This is a genomic window from Archangium sp. (assembly GCF_036277355.1).
GTDB lineage: Bacteria > Myxococcota > Myxococcia > Myxococcales > Myxococcaceae > Archangium.
In genome coordinates this window covers 36,660-52,616 of the sequence record NZ_DASUNC010000161.1, presented here as the reverse complement: position 1 = coordinate 52,616, position 15,957 = coordinate 36,660, and the positions used below count along the sequence as shown (strand labels likewise).

9 protein-coding genes are annotated in these 15,957 nt (G+C 68.3%); 6 read left to right on the top strand and 3 right to left on the bottom strand.

Translation table 11 applies throughout. From position 1 onward, the window contains the following. Positions 1-70: 70 nt before the first annotated feature. Positions 71-3,181, bottom strand: a complete 3,111-nt coding sequence (locus tag VFZ09_RS39705) for a DNA translocase FtsK (protein WP_329732987.1) — start codon at positions 3,179-3,181, stop codon at positions 71-73. Between the two features lie 184 nt (positions 3,182-3,365). Here VFZ09_RS39705 and VFZ09_RS39700 point away from each other — a divergent pair, with 184 nt between their 5' ends. The 4 genes from VFZ09_RS39700 to gatB are packed head-to-tail and all read left to right on the top strand — an operon-like array spanning position 3,366 to position 6,923. Continuing rightward, positions 3,366-3,695: a zf-TFIIB domain-containing protein gene (locus VFZ09_RS39700; RefSeq protein WP_329732986.1), complete on the top strand. Its 330-nt coding sequence runs from the start codon at positions 3,366-3,368 to the stop codon at positions 3,693-3,695. Positions 3,696-3,713: 18 nt separating this feature from the next. After that, positions 3,714-4,001, top strand: a complete 288-nt coding sequence (gene gatC, locus VFZ09_RS39695; RefSeq protein WP_329732985.1) for an Asp-tRNA(Asn)/Glu-tRNA(Gln) amidotransferase subunit GatC — start codon at positions 3,714-3,716, stop codon at positions 3,999-4,001. Positions 4,002-4,005: 4 nt separating this feature from the next. Continuing rightward, positions 4,006-5,466, top strand: a complete 1,461-nt coding sequence (gene gatA, locus VFZ09_RS39690) for an Asp-tRNA(Asn)/Glu-tRNA(Gln) amidotransferase subunit GatA (protein WP_329732984.1) — start codon at positions 4,006-4,008, stop codon at positions 5,464-5,466. Positions 5,467-5,483: 17 nt separating this feature from the next. Continuing rightward, entirely contained in the window at positions 5,484-6,923 is a 1,440-nt protein-coding gene (gene gatB / locus VFZ09_RS39685; RefSeq protein ID WP_329732983.1) for an Asp-tRNA(Asn)/Glu-tRNA(Gln) amidotransferase subunit GatB, read from the top strand. A gap of 3 nt (positions 6,924-6,926) precedes the next feature. Here the strand turns inward: gatB and VFZ09_RS39680 are convergent, their stop codons facing one another. After that, complete coding sequence (locus VFZ09_RS39680) at positions 6,927-9,716, bottom strand: patatin-like phospholipase family protein (protein WP_329732982.1); 2,790 nt, start codon at positions 9,714-9,716, stop codon at positions 6,927-6,929. A gap of 75 nt (positions 9,717-9,791) precedes the next feature. On the opposite strand from VFZ09_RS39680, the gene VFZ09_RS39675 reads away from it, so the two are divergent. Both VFZ09_RS39675 and VFZ09_RS39670 read left to right on the top strand, forming a co-directional pair. Beyond that, the gene (locus tag VFZ09_RS39675) at positions 9,792-10,526 is read left to right on the top strand and encodes a hypothetical protein (RefSeq protein WP_329732981.1); all 735 of its coding nucleotides are present in this window, start codon (positions 9,792-9,794) and stop codon (positions 10,524-10,526) included. A gap of 276 nt (positions 10,527-10,802) precedes the next feature. Then, a complete protein-coding gene (locus VFZ09_RS39670; RefSeq protein ID WP_329732980.1) occupies positions 10,803-14,276 on the top strand; it encodes a DEAD/DEAH box helicase in 3,474 nt (1,157 codons plus the stop codon). 61 nt (positions 14,277-14,337) lie between these two features. Here the strand turns inward: VFZ09_RS39670 and VFZ09_RS39665 are convergent, their stop codons facing one another. Beyond that, a complete protein-coding gene (locus tag VFZ09_RS39665; protein WP_329732979.1) occupies positions 14,338-15,867 on the bottom strand; it encodes a hypothetical protein in 1,530 nt (509 codons plus the stop codon). Positions 15,868-15,957 lie beyond the last annotated feature (90 nt).

Genomic DNA, 15,957 nt, shown 5'->3' with positions numbered 1-15,957 from the left:
GATACCCTCACCCCGTCCCTCTCCCGGGGGGAGAGGGGATATTGGCGGCAGGGGAGAAGGGCGGCTGGGGTCAGGCGGCTCCGGCTCCGGGCATCTCGCCCACGCCCCGGATGAGCACCTCGCGCGGCTTCGCTCCGTCCGCGGGACCCACCACTCCGTCCCGCTCCATCCGCTCGATCATTCGCGCCGCACGGTTGTAGCCGATGCGCATCTTGCGCTGCAGCATCGAGATGGACACCGCCCTCATCTCGCTCACCGTCGCCAGCGCCTGATCGTACAGCTCGTCGGACAGCTCGTCCTCCTCGCCTCCACCACCCTCGCCCTCCTCGTCGCGCGGCTTGAGGATGGACTCGTCGTAGACCGGCTTGCCCTGCGCCTTCAGGTGGTCCACCGCGTGCTTGATCTCGTTCTCCGAGACGTACGCGCCGTGCACACGCTGCAGGTGCGCGCTCGTGGGCGGCATGATGAGCATGTCGCCCATGCCCAGCAGCGCCTCGGCGCCCACCGTGCCGAGAATCGTCATCGAGTCCGGCTTCGAGCGCAGCATGAAGCTGATGCGCGTGGGGAAGTTGGCCTTGATGATGCCCGTGACGACGTCCGTGGACGGACGCTGCGTGGCCACCATCAGGTGGATGCCGGCCGCTCGAGCCATCTGCGCCAGGCGCGCCACGTACGTCTCCACCTCGCGGCTCGCCACCATCATCAGGTCCGCCAGCTCATCGATGATGACCACGATGTACGGCAGCTTCTTCCACTCCCGCTTCTCCTCCCGCGACGACTCGGACTCCCCGGCCGCCTCAAGCGCGGCCTCCACCGCGTCCGACATCCCGTCGTCATCGTCCTCGTCCGCCGCCCGCAGGCTCTCCGGCGCCTCCTCGGGCTCGGGCAGGGCCTCGCGCAGCTCCTCCACGTCGTCCTTCGGGGCGGCGACCCCGGGACCCGTGTTGGTGCTGGCGGAGTGGGACTCCTCGATGATGGCGTCCTCGGGCGTGGCCACGTCCACCACGACCACCTTCTTGGGCTTCTTCGGCGCGGCCTTCTTCGCGGACTCCTCGGCGGGCTTCGCGTTGGACTTCTCCGCGTCCTGCGTCTCCACGAACTTGTTGAAGCCGGCGATGTTGCGCACGCCCGCCTCGGACAGCATCTGGTAGCGCCGCTCCATCTCCTCCACGGCCCAGCGCAGCGCGAGCGCCGCCTTCTTCGGATCCGTCACCACCGGCAACAGCAGGTGCGGAATGCCCTCGTACACCGAGAGCTCGAGCATCTTCGGGTCCACCATGATGAAGCGGACCTCCTCCGGCGTGGACTTCAGGAGGATGCTCATGATCATCGAGTTCACCGCTACGGACTTACCCGAGCCGGTGGTGCCCGCGATGAGCAGGTGGGGCGCCTTGGCCAGGTCGAAGACGTACGGCATGCCCTCGATGTCCTTGCCCACGCACATGGTCAGCCGGCTGCCGGCCTTCTGGAACACGTCCTGCTCGGCGATCTCCTTGAGGTACACCGTCTCGCGGTCGCGGTTGGGCACCTCGATGCCCACCACGCCCTTGCCGGGGATGGGCGCCACGATGCGCACCCGCATGGCCTCCATGGCCATGGCCAGGTCGTCCTGGAGCGCGGCGATCTTGCTCACCTTGATGCCGGGCCCCGGGAGGAACTCGTACATGGTGACCACGGGGCCGGGACGGATCTCCACCACCTCGCCGGAGATGCCGAAGTCCGCCAGCTTGGCGCGCAGCTTCTCCGCCGTGCTGAGGAAGGCGTCCTTGTCGAGCGCCGAGCGCTCCTTCTTCTCGATCTCCAGCACGTCCAGCGGGGGCAGCGAGAAGCTGGTGCGGCCACCGACGAACTGGAACTGCTCCTGGTCCTTCTTCTTGACGGCGACGGCGGTGGGCTTGGGCGGGGCCTTGGGCTCCACGATGAGCGGCGTGCGCGCCAGCGCCGAGGGCGGAGCCGGCACGAGGGCCGCGGGCGAGGCCGGAGCCTGGGCCGCCGGAGCCGCCAGCGCGGCCCCGGGCGCAGCGGCCAGCACGGGCTCGGAGGCCTGCGCGTCGGCGGGCGTCTCGGGACCCGTGACGATGTTCGGCGCCTTGCCCCGCTTGCCCTTCGCGGCCTCGGCCGGAGGCGCGGCGGGCGAGGGCGACAGGAAGGCCGCCCACGCCGGATCCGCTCCCGGTGCCGGGCGCGCGGGCGCCCCCGGAGGCGTCACGATGACGGGCTGCTGGCCAGCGGGAAGCTCGGGCCGCTTCTCCCGGGCCTCGCGGGCGGTCTGCTTCGAGAGCTCTCGCGCCTCCTTGGCGGCCAGCTTCGCCGCGGCGGCGCGCTCCTTCTCCTCCTGGCGGGCCAGACGCACGGCCTCCTCGGCCATGGCCTCCTGCTCGGCCTCCTCCGCCTCGAGGGCCAGACGCTCGGCCTCCTCCAGCTCGGCCTCCTCCTCCTCGAGCTCCGCGAGGAAGGCGTCCTCCTCCTCCTTCTCCTTGGCGGCGCGCTCCTGACGCTCCTTGTAGGCCTCCTTCTGCTGCTCCCAGAAGACCAGGGCGTTCTCCTGCAGCCGCCGGCCCACGACACAGGCCCCGGCCCACGCCAGCGAGCACAGCTTGAGGAACGTGTACTGCGTGCCGACGATCAGCGCGGCGGCGCACACCGTGGTCACCAGGATGATGGTGCCCACCGTGGAGAACAGCCCCACCAGCATGCCGCCGAGCGTGGCGCCCACGAAGCCTCCAGGCGGGTGGGCCTGGCCGGGCTGGGTGCCGATGAAGAGCTGGGCCAGCACCGCGCCACTCAGGGTGAGCAGCACGAAGGCCACCAGCTGCGGCCAGCGCCGCCGCTCCCGGTTGCCCACGAAGACGACCATGGCCGCGTAGACGCCGCACAGGGGGAGCAGATAGGCCCACACCCCGAGCATGCCCCGCAGGCCCTCGGCGATGAGGTGGCCCATGGGCCCCACCGCGTTCTCGAAGCCAGGCCCCCTGCGGTCCTTCGCGCTGAAGGTCGCCACCGACACCAACGACAGGATGGAGATGGCCATCAGGAAGAGGCCGATCAGCGCCCGTTGCCCGGGCCCTGACTCTTCCCCAACCCCCTTCTGCGCCTTCTTCTCCGCCAGGGCCTTGCGGCGCGTGGCGATCTCCTGCCGCGAAAGGACCGTCTTCTCCGCTCTGGCCTTCCGTTCCGCCATGACTTCCTCACACTCCCCGTAGCGGGCTGTAGCAGCCGTCCGCGGAGTGTAGGGAGGGAGGGGGTCCGGTCAATTTTCCGGCGGGCCGTCCAGAGGTACACGGCGCTACCACTTTGAGGCACCACCCGGGAATGGAGCATGTATGTTGCTCCGGCCGCGTAGCGGAACCAAGGAGACCTACATCATGGCCACCCAGGACAAGCCGTCGTCGACCGAAGAGGAATACTTCGCGCGCGAGGAAATCGAAAAGAAGCGCAAGCTGGCCCTCCAGCAGTCCCAGTCGATGGCCGCCCAGCAGCGTGAGGATCTCAAGAAGCTGCACTTCATGAAGTGCCCCAGGTGCGGCATGGACCTGCAGCCCGTGCAGCGGGGCGACGTCGAGATCGACACCTGCTTCAACTGCCACGGCGTCTTCCTGGACTCGGGCGAGCTGGAGCGGCTGCAGCACCAGATGGCGCACGAGAAGGACGGGCGGTGGATGGGCGCCGTCCTCAACCTCTTCAAGAACAAGTAGTCGCGGGAGGTCGGGTCCATGAAGCTCACCGTCGAGCAGGTCCGGCATGTGGCCACCCTGGCCCGGTTGTCTCTCTCGTCCGAGGAGGAGGAGCGCTACGCCACGCAGCTCTCCGCCATCCTGGACGCGGTGGCGCAGCTGCAGGAGCTCGACGTGAGCGGAGTGGAGCCCACCTCGCATGCCTCGCTCGCGTCCTCGCTGCTGCGCGAGGACGTGACGCGGCCCTCGCTGCCGCCCGAGAAGGCGCTGGCCAACGCGCCGGCCAGGGTGGGCACGAGCTTCGCCGTCCCGAAGATCCTGGAGTGACGCCATGCAGCTGACCGACCTCACCCTGCTGGAGCTGGCGGCGAAGCTGGCCTCGGGAGAAACCACCTCCGTGGAGGCCACGCGGGCCTGTCTGGCGCGCATTGCCCAGGTGGATGGGAAGGTGAAGGCCTTCCTGCGGCTGGACGAGCACGGCGCCCTGGCGGCCGCCGAGGCCAGCGACGCCCGCCGCAAGCAGGGCAACCCGCTCGGGCCGCTGGACGGCGTGCCCGTGGCCGTGAAGGACATCTTCCTCACCGAGGGCGTGGAGACGACGTGTGCCTCGCGCGTCCTCGAGGGCTTCGTCCCCCCGTACGACGCCACCGCGGTGCGGCTGTTGAAGGAGGCGGGGACGCCCATCCTGGGCAAGCTCAACCAGGACGAGTTCGCGATGGGCTCGTCCAACGAGTCGAGCGCCTACGGCCCCTGCCACAACCCGTGGGACGTGACGCGCACGCCGGGAGGCTCCTCGGGAGGCTCGGCGGCGGCGCTGGCGGCGCGCGAGGTGTTCGGCACGCTGGGCACGGACACGGGCGGCTCCATCCGCCAGCCCGCGGCGCTCACCAACACCGTGGGCCTCAAGCCCACCTATGGGCGCGTGTCGCGCTACGGCGTCATCGCCTACGCCTCCTCGCTGGATGCGCCGGGCCCCATGGCTCGCACCGTGGGGGACGTGGCGGCGCTGCTGCAGGTGCTGGCGCGGCATGATCCGCGGGACTCGACCTCGGCAACGGCGGACGTGCCGGACTACCTGGCGGACCTGGAGCACGGCGTGGCGGGCCTGAAGCTGGGCGTGCCCCGCGAGTACTTCGTCGAGGGCATGGACCCCGAGGTGGAGGCCTCGGTCCGCGAGGCCCTGAAGGCCTACGAGCGGCTGGGCGCCACGCTGGTGGACGTGTCCCTGCCGCATACGAAGTACGCGCTGGCCACCTACTACCTGCTGGCCCCGGCGGAGGCGTCGAGCAACCTGGCCCGCTACGACGGCGTGCGCTACGGCCGGCGGGCGCGGGATGTGAAGGGCCTCCGGGACATGTACGGCCTGACGCGCGACCAGGGCTTCGGCCCCGAGGTGAAGCGCCGCATCATGCTGGGCACCTACGCGCTGAGCGCGGGCTACTACGACGCCTACTACCTGCGGGCCCAGAAGGTGCGGACGCTCATCCGCGAGGACTTCACGAAGGCCTTCACGCAGGTGGACGCGCTGGTGACGCCCACCTCGCCGGTGCCGGCCTTCAAGCTGGGCGAGAAGGTGAACGACCCACTGTCCATGTACCTCATGGACGTGTGCACGCTGCCGTGCAACCTGGCGGGACTGCCCGGCCTGTCGCTGCCGTGCGGCTTCACGAAGGCGGGCCTGCCGATTGGATTGCAGCTCATGGGCCGCCCGTTCGACGAGGCGAAGTTGCTGAGAATCGCCCGGGCCTTCGAGCGCGAGCACGACTACGTGCGCCGCCAGGCCCCCATCTAGAGAGTTCCGGAGACGCCATGCCCCTGAGCGATTTCCAGCCGGTCATCGGGCTCGAGGTCCACGCCCAACAGCTGACGCACACGAAGATCTTCTGCAACTGCTCCACCAGCTTCGGCGCGGCGCCCAACCACAACACCTGCCCGGTGTGCCTGGGCCTGCCCGGCGTGCTGCCGGTGCTCAACGCGAAGGTGGTGGAGTTCGCCATCCGCACGGGCCTGGCGCTCGGCTGCACCCTCAACAAGACGAGCGTGTGGAGCCGGAAGAACTACTTCTATCCGGACCTGCCCAAGGGCTACCAGATCACGCAGTTCGACCAGCCCATCTGCGAGTGGGGCAAGCTGACCATCGACACGCCCGAGGGCGAGAAGGTCGTCCGCGTCCGCCGCATCCACATGGAGGAGGACGCGGGCAAGAGCGTGCACGACGCCTCGGCGGCCGAGAGCCTGGTGGACCTGAACCGCGCGGGCGTGCCGCTGCTGGAGATCGTCAGCGAGCCGGACCTGCGCGGCGCGGACGAGGCGGTGGAGTACCTCAAGGCCCTGCGGGACGTGCTGGTGTACCTCGGGGTGAACGACGGGAACATGGAGGAGGGCTCGCTGCGCTGCGACGTCAACGTGTCCGTGATGCGCAAGGGCAGCACGGCGTACGGCCAGCGGGTGGAGCTGAAGAACATCAACTCGTTCCGGTTCATCAAGCAGGCCACCGAGTATGAGATCTCCCGGCAGGTGGACCTGCTGGAGTCGGGCGGGAAGGTGGAGCAGGAGACGCGGCTGTACGACCCGAACAAGGGCGTGACGCGCTCGATGCGCTCGAAGGAGGAGGCGCACGACTACCGCTACTTCCCGGAGCCGGACCTGCCGCCGCTGCACCTGACGGACGCGCAGATCGACGACGTGGCGAAGTCCCTGCCGGAGCTGCCCCGGGCGAAGGTGTCGCGGTTCACGAGCCAGTACGGGCTGCCGGCGTATGACGCGAAGATCCTGTGCGCCGAGCGCCCGCTGGCGGACTACTTCGAGGCGGTGGCGCAGCACTTCAAGGACTACAAGCGACTGTCGAACTGGTTCCTCGGAGAGCTGCTGCGGCTGTTGAAGGAGGAGGGCGGGAGCGTCACCACGCTGCGCTTCACGACGGTGCAGTTCGCGAGCCTGCTGACGGCGGTGGAGAAGGGGAGCATCTCGGCGAACGCGGGCAAGGACGTGTTCGGGGAGATGTTCCGCACGGGGAAGGACCCGGAGGCCATCATCGCGGAGAAGGGCCTGGCGCAGGTGAGCGACACGGGCGCCATCGAGGCGGTGGTGGACGAGGTGCTGGCGAAGAACGCGGGCGAGGTGGAGAAGTACAAGGCCGGGAAGAAGCACATCTTCGGCTTCTTCGTGGGCCAGGTGATGCGGGCCATGAAGGGCAAGGGCAACCCGGCCCTCGTCAACGAGCTGCTCAAGAAGAAGATCGGGGAGTAGCCCTCAGTACTGCCAGCCAGCGGCGAAGATCAGGTCGGGTGACCCGACTGGCTTCGCCGTGCCGGTGCCCACGCCCACGGGCAGACCCGTCACGACGCGGAAATCGAGAGAGATCCAGCGGGCCAGCCCCAGGCGCAGGAACCCGCCGGCTTCCACGCCCAGGGTGCGCCCTCCGCCTCCGAAGGGCTTGCTACGTGCCGTCACGAGAGGGCCCATGTGGAAGGACAGGACCGGGTGGGGCCTCAGCACGAGCACCTCAGCGCTCAAGCTTCCGTGTACCAGGAAGGAGTGGAACGAGTCTGTGGCTCTGAAGCTGCCATCCGCCAGGCGCTCCGGCTGCGGCGTACATGTGAACCAGGTGAACGCCCCGTGGTTCGAGCACCCGATCCCCGCTCCGAGCGACAGCGCGGGCACGAATCCCCAGCCCATCTCCACGCCGCCCGGGGCGAATGCTGCGGCAACCCACGGGTTGAAACGCCGCGACGCCTCAAGCGCCCAGAAGGATCGATCGACCACGAGGCGCAGGTCAGTGAGCAGGCCCCATGCCACCGTATTCTTCCGCCCGCGCATCACCCGCCGGTCCTTCTCATCGCTGAAGGTGTTGGGCTGGAACTGCAGGCCGTCGATGAACAGTGACTCCAGTGCCATGTCGAGCGCGCGGCTCGGCAATGCGAGGCGGGAGGGCTGATTGCGGACCATCTCGTCGATTCGATCGCCCAGCAGCGACAACTGATGATCGATGTCCTTGCCAATGCCTTCCTCGAATTGCCAGGTCTTCTGGGTGGCCTGGAGCTCCTTGGCCGCCTTGCCCAGCGCGGAGAACTCCGAGGCCTTTTCACATTTATCGCTCGTGGAACTGTCGCCACAGATGCTCTTGAGCTCCTGGACGGACAAGCGAGCGGCCCCGGCCAGAAGGCAGCGCCGCCCCCAAGCCGCCTGTCCAAGCGCCAGGACCGATGGCTGCGTGCGGCACGTATCGACGAGCGCAGCCAGTGCCGTGGCATCCAAGGTGGGGCCCAGGGGCGAGTCGTAGAATCTGCGCAGAAGCTGGACGTCCGCGTGCCGCGATACCCAGGTCTCATGGGGGGACGACGAGTGCCCGTCGAGGATGCCCGCGAGATAGTCGATCTCGCGCAACTCCCGCAGCAGGAAGGCGGAGGTGGCGAAGCCTGCCTCGCTGAGTGCTGGGCTCTTGCGGCCGATGGAGACGACCTGCGGCCTCGCCGGAGCGGCCCCTCCCGTTTGCGGCTTGAACCGGCGCAGCGCGGATGACACCTGCTGGTTGCGAGCGACGTCCACGAGCGCCGCGCTGATGAGCTGTTGAAAATGCACGTACAGCGTGTTGCCCGTGTATTTCGCACGGGCCGTTGGACGCGGGATCTCCGTGAAGTCCTGATCGAAGAACAGGAACGTCTGGATGCTGCCGGGTGACTTCTGATCCAGCGGCGTCCGATCCAGCACCAGATCGAGCGGGTTGTTGTTGAACAGGCCGCCGTCGATGAGGCTCAACTCTCCGCGGACACCGCCTCGCTTTGGCTTTTTCCATGGCCGTAACCAGTTGCCCTCCTTGGCTTGCACGGCTTTTTCCCAATCTTCAAGGTCGCACGCTCCGACCGTGTACCTCGTCCCTCCAAACTGGATGGGGCCCGCGAGCGAATCCTCACAAAGCGTGAGCATCGGGAGCGCCGGCGGAAGAGCGCCGGTCGCCCGCACGAGCTTGAGAAACGCCTCGGCGTTGCCGTCCACCGTCATGATGGACTCGTTGCCGTCGTCGTACGCCTTCACCTCGAAATGCGGCGGCGTGGTGGAGGTCGTCCTCAACTCCACCATCACAGGAAGAGTGACGGATAGGAACGAACCGTCCTCCTCTCCCTTCAGGTTCACCTCAACCGGTTTCAAGCTGGTGAGGGTGATGGAGGCACCCATGTGGCAGCCGGCCCGGAGTGGCACCGGGGCAGCGCGCTTGGGATCGGACTCGAAGAATTGCGTGACCTTTGAAATGACCTGGTCGAGCGGCTCCGCGGAGAAGACGGCGTTCTTGTCCGCACGGGCGGCATCCTCGGGGAGTTTGCCCGGGCGCAGCAGCGCGGCGCCGCCAACCCACGAGTCCGGGTCGCTCTCCTCGAACCCTACGTCCATCCACATGCGGCGCAGCACCGAGTCGGTCTTGTCCAGGAACGAAGGCGTCGTGCTCTTGGGGGCGAAGGTGGGCAGGAGCGTGTCCCGGCAGACCTCGATGGCGAAGCCCAAGGCGTTCATGCCACCAGCGGACGCGCCCGCCACCTGGGTGAATCCCAGGTTGGCCCAGTCCGTGCCGGCGAGCACCGCGTTCAGCCGCTCATCCACCTTCGCGAGCTCACTGGGGTCGGTAGCGAGCACGGCGGCGTCGAAGAGCTTGTCGAGCACCTCGACGCGCGCTTCGTTGATGAGCCCCTGCAGCCGCCCGGCCTGGTAGGAACCCATGCTGACGCCGCCGCCGTTGATGAGCGCCTTCGTCTTGAGCGCCACCTTGGGGACGCGGTCTTTCAGGTACGCATCCAGGTTGATGGGCGCGGTGTTCGCGGCACCAACACAGAGCTCCGAGCGGAACGAAGGCACTTTGCCCGGATATGCACGCAGGTCAGCGCAGCTCTTGGCCGGCTGGCCGAGGAAGGCGTCATAGAAGGTGGCGGCTTCAGATGCGGTCATCTGCGCCTCCGCAGTTCTCGGGACGGCGAGGATGCCCAGGGCCACAAACAAAACAACGCCAGAACCAAAGTGGCTCGATGCGATGTGGAGATTTGGCGAACTCATGAGGGTCCTTGTTGTATACTCGAAGCAGTGGGACGAGGTACTTGCGAAGAGCACGCGGATGGCCGGTATGCTGGCATGGACACGCCGTTCATCGTGGGAAAAGGAGAATCGGACATGTCCTCATTGCGACCTGCTTGCCTCATCATTAGCGCCGTCATCGGTTGCGTAGGCGTTGGCTGCGCAACCACGGAGCAGGTGACGAGGAGCACGGAAGGGGCGGCATCTGAAGAAGTGACGGCATCCGTCACCGACGTCCCGATTGAAGGATGTGTTCGCCTCACATTCGAGGACGGGACCCGGGAGAGTGACCGGGCCATCGTCACGGAAGGCTTTCAACGGGTTTGCGTTGCGCTGCTGAACCCGACATGCCCTGCTCTCCAGACGAGACTCTCCGGGGTGAACGGCCGGACAGGGTATGACCTCGGGTGGTTCAAGCCAGAGCGGATGAGCTGGACGGAGATTGCCACACGCCTCACGCGCTACGTCGCGGGCAGTCCTACCGTGAGAGTCCGTGTGGTCGATGGAGGGGGAACGGCTTCGACCCGATTCGAGAGCACCTCGGCCTCCGCCCTGCGCTTCGATCCTTCCTACTTCAAGTCTCCCAGCGTGAGGAGCGACATTCTTCACACCGCCATCCACGAAATGCTTCATATGCTCGCGTGCGAACCAGGTGACCCCTGCTCTGGAGGACCACGCTTCCTCGATACCGGAGCAGTGACGTGGTTCACGCCGAACAGGGAGTTCGCGTCCTATCAGGTCGGAAACGCGTTCGAGGTCGCGTTGGCTGACGTGAACTGCCTGGCGCAGTGAGGAATGGGTATGGCGGGTTCCAGCCCGCTCCTGCTCCTCGTGAGTACTGCGGGGGCGTTTTTAGCGCCTGCTTCCTCGCTTCCCAGGCATCAGAACGGAGGCTGATCCGGCCCACCCTCGCGATTACACTCCGCCGCCTCCGTGTCCCTCCTCACGCCTCGCACCCCCGCCGCTTCCGGACCTGTCGCCCTCCCTTCGCCTTTCGGGACCCGGAAGGAACTGGAGCAATGGGCGGAGGCCCACTCGCTCCAGGACGCCCTGGCGACCTCGGCGGAGGTGCTGCTGCCCGCACTCGCGGTGGATGAGGCGCAGAAAAACAGCCTGCGCTATGCGCTCAGCGGTCTCCCCATTCGGGACATCGGGTCTCGCGAAGGGGCCTCGCGCTATCTGGCGGCCCGGGCTCGCGGGGTCCTCGAGGAGGCGGTGCCCCTCGCGGTCGCCGCGTTCCTGGCCGATGAAGCGGAGTCCCTCCGGCTCGGCGTGCTCGAGGAGGCCTCTCGCCCGGAGTCGCTCGAGGACCCCGCCCTCGCGGTGCTCTGGTCACGATTGCTCCAGCTCCGGCGTGGCATCCGCTCGCGTGCCGTTCCCCGCTCCCGCGCCGCACGCGCCTCCGGCTCCTGGGCATTTCTCGCCGAGCCCTGTGCCGTCTCGTGGAAGGAGCGCTGGCGGCGCGTTCGCGGTGGACCGTCCTATGGCTCCTTCGCGGCCGAATCGAGGCTGTCGTTCCCCAACGACGGCGAGCCCCGGCTCGAGTGCACCTGCGAGGCCCGGGGCGGTGGTTGCACGCATGCCCTCGCGCTGCTGGACGCCACGATGGATCTGCTCGAGGACCCGGCGCGGCGCGACGAGGCGCGGGTCCTGGCCTATGAGCTCCTGAGGCCCTCGTGGGCCCGGGCCCTCAAGGCGCTCGAGGTGTTCGAGGCGAAGCTCACCGAGCCGCGCACCTTCATCGAGGTGTGGTGGCGCATCGAGCATGAGCTCGGGATGCTCACCGCGGTGCCCTCGGTGAAGAAGCGGAGCCGCCGGGGCACGTTGTCCTCGGGGGCGCGCACCACCCCCGCACGCCTGCTCGACGAGCACCGCGACTCCCTCTCCGAGCAGGACCTGCGCGTCGCCGAGCTCTTCTCCTCCTGGTCGGCACGTCCGGGAGCCCGGGGCAGTACATACGCGGCCCGGGCTTTCGTCGCGCTGGTGGGCCATCCACGCGTGGCGCTCGATGTCTCGCCCGATGAGCCGCTCGAGCTGAAGCGGGTCCGGCTGGGGTTCATCGCGGTGCCGTCCGGCGATCACATCCGGCTCGAGCCCTCCGTCGACGGCGAGGTCTTCGACGCGCGCCTGCTCACCGCCCTGATGAAGTCCTTCGCGCCGGGCGAGCCGCTCTTCACCGCCGAGGAGCAGCGGGGCCGCTGCCTGTTGATCGACGTGAGCGACGAGGCCCGCCAGCTGTTCGAGCTGCTCCAGAAGCACGGTGCGCGGTTCCCACCCGAGGCGCAGCAGCCGTTGCTCGAAAGGCTCTCGCGTCTGGAGGCCCGGCTCCCGCTCGTGGTCCCGGAGTCGCTCAAGGGCCGGGAGATCTCCTCCGAGCCGGAGACGGTGGTCCGGCTGAGGCTCCTGCCGGACGTGTCGCTCGAGCTCGAGCTGCTCGTGCGTCCGGGTCCGGGTGCACCGCTCTTCCATCCGGGAGTGGGCCCTCGGGATGTCCTGCTGCTGCGAGGCGCCGAGCGCGCGTACGTGCGGCGCTCCCTGCTCACCGAGGACGAGCGGGCGCGGGCGATGCTCTCGACGCTTCCGCTCGCCAACGCGGAAGAAGGCCCGCCCTACTGCTTCCGGATGAAGGACACCGACTCCGCGCTGGAGCTCGTGGCCGCCCTGCAGAATCCCCCGCGTGGACTCGCCGTCGAGTGGCTCGATGAGAAGCCGAGGGTCATGTCGTCGGTCGGCCCCGAGGCGCTCAAGGTCCAGATCGAACGGAAGCGGGATTGGTTCGGCATCAACGGCCAGCTGAAGGTCGAGGTGGGCCGGCTCGAGCTCGCGGTGTTGCTCGATGCGGCGCGGCGGCAGCAGCGGTTCGTGCGGGTCGACGAGCGGCGCTGGGTCGAGCTCAGCGACACGTTGCGCCACCGGCTCCGGGCCATCGCCGATCACACCTTCGCTCGAGGTGGACGGGTGGAGCTGTCACCCGGAGCCGTTCCCGCGATCGAGGCGCTCGGCGGTGCGGGGGCGGAGGTGGAGTCGGCACCGGCCTGGCAGTTGCTCACCGAGCGCCTCGCGGCCTCGCTGTCGCTCCGGCCCAAGCCGCCCGCGTCGCTCAAGGCGACCCTCCGCGACTATCAGGTGGAGGGGCATGCATGGCTCAGCCGGGTCGCGGCGTGGGGGGCTGGCGCCTGCCTCGCGGACGACATGGGCCTGGGGAAGACGGTGCAGGCGATCTCGGTGCTGGTGGACCGGACGCGCCTCGGGCCCGCGCTCGTGCTTTGCCCCACGTCCGTGGGCTTCAACTGGGTGCAGGAGCTCCGCCGGTTCGCGCCGGACCTCCGTCCCCTCCTCTACGCCGAGCAGCCGGATCGCGCGGGGTGTCTCGCGAAGCTCACGAAGAAGGACGTGCTGATCGTCAGCTATGGCCTGCTCACGCGGGACATCGCGAGCCTGAGCGCCGTCACCTTCGCCACCCTCGTCATCGACGAGGCGCAGGCGCTGAAGAACCCGGCCACGCACCGGGCCCGTGCGGCGCGCAAGCTGAATGCCGGCTTCCGGCTCGCGATGTCGGGCACGCCCCTGGAGAACCATCTCGGGGAGCTGTGGAGCCTCTTCTCCATCGTCTTCCCCGGCCTGCTCGGGAGCTGGGAGCAGTTCCGCGAGCGCTTCGCCGCGCCCATCGAGCGCGGCAAGGATCCCGAGGCGCGTGATGCGCTCCACCGGGTGCTCAAGCCCTTCCTGCTCCGGCGCACGAAGCGCGAGGTGGCTCGCGAGCTGCCGTCCCGCACGGAGATCCAGGTCCCCGTCGCGCTCTCCGAGGAGGAGTGGGCGCTCTACGAGGACGCGCGCCTCGCCGCCGTGGCCGAGGTCTCCCGGGAAGGCAAGGGCGTGCGCAACGAGCAGCAGCAGTTCCAGGTGCTCGCGGCCCTGACGCGCCTGCGGCTGCTCGCCTCCCATCCGAAGCTCTACGACTCGAAATCGAACGTCAGCTCCTCCAAGATGCGCCGCCTGCTCGAGCTGCTCGAGGAACTGCGTGACGCGGGCCACCGGGCGCTGGTGTTCAGCCAGTTCACCTCGCACCTCGCCCTGGTGTGCGAGGAGCTCGACCGGGCGGGGTTCCGCTACCAGTACCTGGATGGCTCGACCCCGGCGGGGGCGCGGGCGAAGCGGGTGGAGGCCTTCCAGCGCGGCGAGGGCGACCTGTTCCTCATCTCGCTCAAGGCGGGAGGCACGGGCCTCAATCTGACCGCGGCCGACTACGTCATCCACCTGGATCCGTGGTGGAACCCGGCCGTGGAGGATCAGGCCACCGACCGCGCCCATCGCATCGGCCAGGACAAGCCCGTCACGGTGTACCGGCTCGTCACCCGGGGAACCATCGAGGAGCAGATCCTCTCGCTCCACGCGGACAAGCGCTCGCTCGTGGCGGGTGTGCTCGAGGGCACGGACGCCGCGGCGCGGCTGACGACGAAGGATCTCCTCCAGCTGCTCGAAGCCGGGGGTGCTCCGGTGGGCGAGGAGACGTCCTCCGGGTCCGGAAGAGTCGTGCACTGAGGCCGCGGGGCGAGCCGCTGAAGACGATGCGTGTCTCCAGCGGCCCGGGCCGTGCGCGCGGCTACTTCACCTGGCGCATCTGGCTGAAGAGGGCGTACTTGATGCCGTTGGCGTCCAGCGGATTGTCCTTGTCGTCGCGCAGCTTCCGGGCCCTGGCCATCCAGGTCTCGACGTTGGGGCCGTTGGCGCCGTTGCCGAAGACGAGGTTGTGGGCCTCGTCCAGCAGCTTGCGCAGCTGATCGTCGGTGATCTTGGCCTTGGAGTCGCTGTTGTAGGTGCCGCGCAGCTTGGAGAAGAGGGCGTACTTGATGCCGTCGGCATCCAACGGCCTGGTGGGGTCTTCCGGCTTGTCACGCAGCTGCGTGGCGAGGTCGAGCAGCTCCTTGGCCTTGGCGGGGTCGGGCTGGGTGCCGGGACCGGCGAAGAGCTGGTAGGCATCGTTCACCAGCCGCTTCAGCGTGGGATCGTCCAGCGTCTTCAGCTGCTCCTTGGTCTTGCCGGTGCGCAGCTCGCTGAAGAGGGTGAACTTGATGTCGTCGAGGCTCAGCGGCTTGGAGGGGTCCTCCGGGTTGTCCCGCAGCTTCCGGGCCCTGTTCATCCAGCCGTCGAGCTGGGCCGGGTCCACATCGCGGCCGAAGATCATCTGGTGGGCCTCGTTCAGCGCCTTCTTCAGCTGGTCGTCGGTGAGCCTGGCTTGGGGGTCGCTGTTGTAGGTGCCGCGCAGCTTGGAGAAGAGGGCGTACTTGATGCCGTCGGCATCCAGCGGCTTGGAGGGGTCCTCCGGCTTGTCACGCAGCTGCGTGGCGAAGTCGAGCAGCTCCTTGGCCTTGGCGGCGTCGGGCTGGGCACCGGGACCGGCGAAGAGCTGGTAGGCGTCGTTCACCGCCTTCTTCAGCTGAGCGTCGGTCACCTTGCCGTTGGGGTCGCTGTTGTAGGTGCCGCGCAGCTTGGAGAAGAGGGCGTACTTGATGCCGTCGGCATCCAGGGGCTTGGAGGGGTCTTCCGGGTGGTCGCGCAGCTGCGTGGCCAGGTCGAGCAGTTCCTTGGCCTTGGCGGCGTCGGGCTGGGTGCCGGGACCGGCGAAGAGCTGGTAGGCATCGTTCACCAGCCGCTTCAGCGTGGGATCGTCCAGCGTCTTCAGCTGCTCCTTGGTCTTGCCGGTGCGGAGCTCGCTGAAGAGGGTGTACTTGATGTCGTCGAGGCTCAGCGGCTTGGAGGGGTCCTCCGGGTTGTCCCGCAGCTTGCGGGCCCTGTTCATCCAGCCGTCGAGCTGGGCCGGGTCGACATCGCGGCCGAAGATCATCTGGTGGGCCTCGTTCAGCGCCTTCTTCAGCTGATCGTCGGTGAGCTTGCTGCCCGCGGTCCCCGGTGCGGCGGTCTCGGGCGGAGGGGCCGGCGTCATGACGACGGGCGTGGCCGCGGCCTCCATGGTGAACGTGTTCTTCCTCACCGCCGTGTCGAAGCCCGTCTGGAACGTGTTCGCGTTACGCGCCGTGGGGGCCCTTGCCGGAGCCGCCGGGGTTCCCTTCCGGGCCTCGGTGGAGGTGGTGCTCTGCGTGGGCACGGACGGCCGGTTCTGTCCGACTTTCATGGTGTTCTCCCCCCTGGGGAACGGGGTCGCGGTAGGTCAGGAAGATGCCTCTGGCCCCTAGATTATCGGGATAACCCGTGCGGAGTTTCG

Bases quoted from the DNA above. Each gene is read 5' to 3' on its own strand.
- VFZ09_RS39705 (WP_329732987.1), bottom strand. From the start codon at position 3,181: ATGGCGGAACGGAAGGCCAGAGCGGAGAAGACGGTCCTTTCGCGGCAG.
- VFZ09_RS39700 (WP_329732986.1), top strand. From the start codon at position 3,366: ATGGCCACCCAGGACAAGCCGTCGTCGACCGAAGAGGAATACTTCGCG.
- gatC (WP_329732985.1), top strand. From the start codon at position 3,714: ATGAAGCTCACCGTCGAGCAGGTCCGGCATGTGGCCACCCTGGCCCGG.
- gatA (WP_329732984.1), top strand. From the start codon at position 4,006: ATGCAGCTGACCGACCTCACCCTGCTGGAGCTGGCGGCGAAGCTGGCC.
- gatB (WP_329732983.1), top strand. From the start codon at position 5,484: ATGCCCCTGAGCGATTTCCAGCCGGTCATCGGGCTCGAGGTCCACGCC.
- VFZ09_RS39680 (WP_329732982.1), bottom strand. From the start codon at position 9,716: ATGAGTTCGCCAAATCTCCACATCGCATCGAGCCACTTTGGTTCTGGC.
- VFZ09_RS39675 (WP_329732981.1), top strand. From the start codon at position 9,792: ATGGACACGCCGTTCATCGTGGGAAAAGGAGAATCGGACATGTCCTCA.
- VFZ09_RS39665 (WP_329732979.1), bottom strand. From the start codon at position 15,867: ATGAAAGTCGGACAGAACCGGCCGTCCGTGCCCACGCAGAGCACCACC.